At 76.0% G+C, this 3718-nt stretch carries 2 protein-coding genes; both read right to left on the bottom strand.

Going from position 1 to position 3718, the window contains the following annotated elements; translation table 11 throughout:
• A partial coding sequence (locus tag GSF22_RS31825; protein ID WP_208817614.1) for an ATP-dependent helicase occupies positions 1-2106 on the bottom strand: 2106 nt, incomplete at its 3' end.
• A partial coding sequence (locus GSF22_RS31820) for a PD-(D/E)XK nuclease family protein (RefSeq protein WP_208817613.1) occupies positions 2103-3718 on the bottom strand: 1616 nt, incomplete at its 5' end. The genes GSF22_RS31825 and GSF22_RS31820, both read right to left, overlap by 4 nt.

The following is a 3718-nucleotide window of genomic DNA, read 5'->3' as shown; positions in this document are numbered from 1 at the left end:
CTCCAGCCCCTTGGCCGCGTGCGCGGTGAGCAGCTGCACCGCCCCCTCCACCACCTCCACCTCGCCGGGGGCCAGGCCCCGCTCCGAGTCCTCGGCGGCGGCCAGGAAGGCGAGGAAGGCCGACAGCGGCGCCCCGGCGGACTCCCCGGCGAACCGGGCGGCCACGTCGCCCAGGGCGTCCAGGTGGCCACGGGCCAGCCCGGCGTCGCCACCGGTACCGCCCCGACCGGCCCGGACCGCGACCTCCACGTCCAGCCCCATCGTCCGTTCCACGTCGGCGACCAGGTCCGGCAGCGGCTGGTCCAGCCGGTAACGCAGCCGGGCCAGTTCCTCGGCGTACGCGCGCAGCCGGGAATAGCCCTGGACCGAGTACGTCTGCGCCGGGCCGAGGTCGGCCAGCGCCTCCACCAGGGTCGCCTCGTCGAGCCGGTCGGTGACGATCTCGTCCTCCGCCGCCGGTCGCCCCGGGGAGGCGCGCCGGGCCGAGGCGAGCGTCTTCGCCCGACGGTGCAGCGCCACCAGGTCCCGGGGACCGATCCGCCAGCGGGGACCGGTGAGCAGCCGCAGCAACGCGGCCCCGTCGGTCGGATCGGCGAGTACCCGCAGCGTGCAGACCACGTCCCGGACCTCCGGGGTGTCCAGCAGGCCCCCGAGCCCCACCACCTCCACCGGCAGGCCCCGCTGCCGCAACGCGGTCTCGATGGCCGGCAGCTGGCTGCGCAGCCGGACCAGGACCGCAGTGGTCGGCCGGCGGTCCAGCGGGATCTGCTCGGGCAGCGCACCGGGCATCCGGGCAGCCCCCCGCCAGGCGGCGAGCACACTGTCCGCGATCCAGTCCGCCTCGTCGGCGTAGCTGGGCAGCAGGGCACAGTGCACGGTGCCGCCGGGCGCGCCCCGACCGGTACGACCCGGCACCGGCTCGGCGACGGTCAACGCCGGGTGCAGCTCCGGTACCCGGGCCCCGGCGGCCCGCAACGGGGCGGCCAGGGCGTTGGCGACCCGGAGGATCTCCGGCCGGTTGCGCCAACTGGTGGTCAGCGAAAGCGTCTCCGCCGGCCGGCCGGCGGTGCCGGTGAACTCGGCCGGGAAGCGGTCCAGCGTGCCGGCGCTGGCCCCGCGCCAGCCGTAGATGGACTGGCAGGGGTCACCGACGGCGGTGACCGGGTGGCCGCCGCCGAAGAGCGAGTTCAGCAGGACCACCTGGGCGTGGCTGGTGTCCTGGTACTCGTCGAGCAGCACCACCCGGTACCGGTCCCGTTCGATCGCACCGACCTCCGGGTGGTCACGGGCGACCCGGGCGGCCCGGGAGAGCTGGTCGCCGAAGTCCATCGCCTCGAAGTCGTCCTTGCGCTGCTGGTACGCCCGGACCAGAGGCAGCAGCTTCAGCCGGGTCTGCTGCACGGTCAGCGCCCGCCGGACGTCGGCGTAGAGCCGCCCGGGCCGGGACTGCACGTCGGCGAAGAACCGGCCGGTCCAGGCGGCCAACTCGTCCGGGGTGACCAGGTGTTCGGCCAGCTCACCGGCGAGGGCCAGCACCGCGTCGGTGATGGTGCCGGGGGCCCGGTCCACCTCGGACATGTCCCCGTCGTAGTTGCGGACCAGCAGCTCGACCAGCTGCCAGCGGGACGCCTCGGTGAGCAGCCGGGTGGCCGGCTCGTACCCGGACCGCAGCCCGTGCTCGGTGACGATCCGGGCCGCGTAGGAGTGGTAGGTGGCCACCGTCGGTTCACCACCGAGCACGTCGTCGGCCGGGTCGCGGTCGGACCGGCCGAGCCGGCGGACCAGCTGGTCCAGCCGGGTCCGGACCCGGTGGCCCAGTTCACCGGCGGCCTTACGCGTGAAGGTGAGCCCGAGGATCTGCTCGGGCCGGACGTACGAGTTGGCGACCAGCCAGACCACCCGGGCCGCCATGGTCTCGGTCTTGCCGGAACCGGCCCCGGCGACCACCAGCAACGGCTCGACCGGGGCGGCGATGATGGCCGCCTGCTCACGGGTGGGGGCCGGCAGCCGCAGCAGCCGCGCCAGCTCGACCGGGGTGTAGCGGGGACCGGCGTCGGCGGTCCGCTGCTTCTGGGCGGGCGCACGGAACAGCGAGGGCTGGGTCACGGTGGGCTCTCGGGCTGGCGGACGGTCGGCGGCTCGACCACCTGGCGCCCCTGCCCGGACACCGGGCAGCTCGTCCGCACCGGGCACACCCGGCACTTGCTGTTGGCGACGGCGGCGAAGGTGGCGGCGGCCATCGTATCGGCGGTCCGCCGGACCATCGCCCTGGCCCAGCCCGCCTCGGCCGCCTCGTCGACCGGCGCCTGGGTCTGCTCCCGGGCGTCCCGGCCGGTGGTGCCGAGCTGCACCAGGGCGGCCCCGCCCGACTCCGTACCGAACTCGTCGAACCCCCCGGACTCCACCGCCACCTGGTACGCGCCGAGCTGCGGATGCTCGGCCAGCTCGGCACCGGTGGCGGCGGTCGTCCGGCCGGTCTTCAGGTCGACCACCACGAGCCGGCCGTCGGCGTCGACCTCCAGCCGGTCCACCCGGCCGACCAGCTCGACCGGGCGGTCCGGGTCGTCGAGCCGGACGGCGAACTCCTGCTCGATGGCGAGCAGCCGGCGCGGATTACCGGCCAGCCAGCGCAGCAGCTTGTCGACCATCGCCTCGGCGCGGGACCGTTCCGCCCCGGTCATCCACCGGGCGGCCAGCTCGATCGCGTCGAACCGGCCGGCGACGTACTCCAGCAGCTTGCCCCGGTCGGCACTGGCGTCCTCGGCCAGCATCGCCGCCGCGTGCACCAGGTTGCCGACGCCCTGCGCGGCGCTGGGCGGTCCCGTCCCGCCGTGCCGTTCCAGCAGCCAGCGCAGGCTGCACCGGAGGGCGCTCTCCATGCTGGACGGGGTGACCCGGACCGGTTCCCCCTCGTCGACCAGCGGACGGTCGTCGGAGAGCCCGCGCAGCCCCCACCACTCGTCCGGGTGCGCGCCGGGCACCCCGGCGGCGGCCATCCGGGCCAGTTCGGCCGCCGCCGCGTGCCGCCGGGTGGGCGGCGCCGCCGGGTCGGTGACCGTGGTACGCAGCTCGGCGACGAGTGCGGCGAGGGTGAGCGCCCGGGGCGGCCGGCCGACCGGCAGCTCGACCGGACCGTCGTCGCCCGGTGCTGTCGGCGCGTCGCCCGGTACGGTCACCGCCTCGCCCGGCGCGACCGCCGGGACGGTCGGGCCCAGTTCGTACAGGAACCGGCTGGGCTGTTCCTCGTGGTCGGTGCCACCGACCGCCGCCGAGTCGACCGCGCTGACCAGCAGCCGCCGCCGGGCCCGGGTCACCGCCACGTAGAACAGCCGGCGTTCCTCGTCGAGCAGCGCCGAGGTCTGCCCGACCAACCCGGCCACCGTGCCGGTACCGTCGGCCCGCCCGGCGAGCACGTCGACCAGCCGTTCCGAGCCGAGCAGGCTGCCCCGCAGCCGCAGGTCCGGCCAGATCCCCTCCTGCACCCCGGCGACCGCCACCACGTCCCACTCCAGGCCCTTGGCGGCGTGCGCGGTGAGCAGCCGGACCGCCTCCCCCCGGTCACCGGTCGGCGCCAACGTGTCCGCAGGGAGCTGCTGGCCCAGCACGTGGTCGAGGAAGACCTCGGTACGCGCACCGGGCAGCCGGTCGACGAACCGGGCCGCCGCGTCGAAGAGCACCGTCACCGCGTCGAGGTCCCGGTCGGCCGCCGCCGCCCGCC

It is taken from the genome of Micromonospora echinofusca, assembly GCF_017614955.1.
GTDB lineage: Bacteria > Actinomycetota > Actinomycetes > Mycobacteriales > Micromonosporaceae > Micromonospora > Micromonospora echinofusca_A.
The sequence above is the reverse complement of the archived record's forward strand: the minus strand, read 5'-3'. Positions and strand labels throughout refer to the sequence as shown.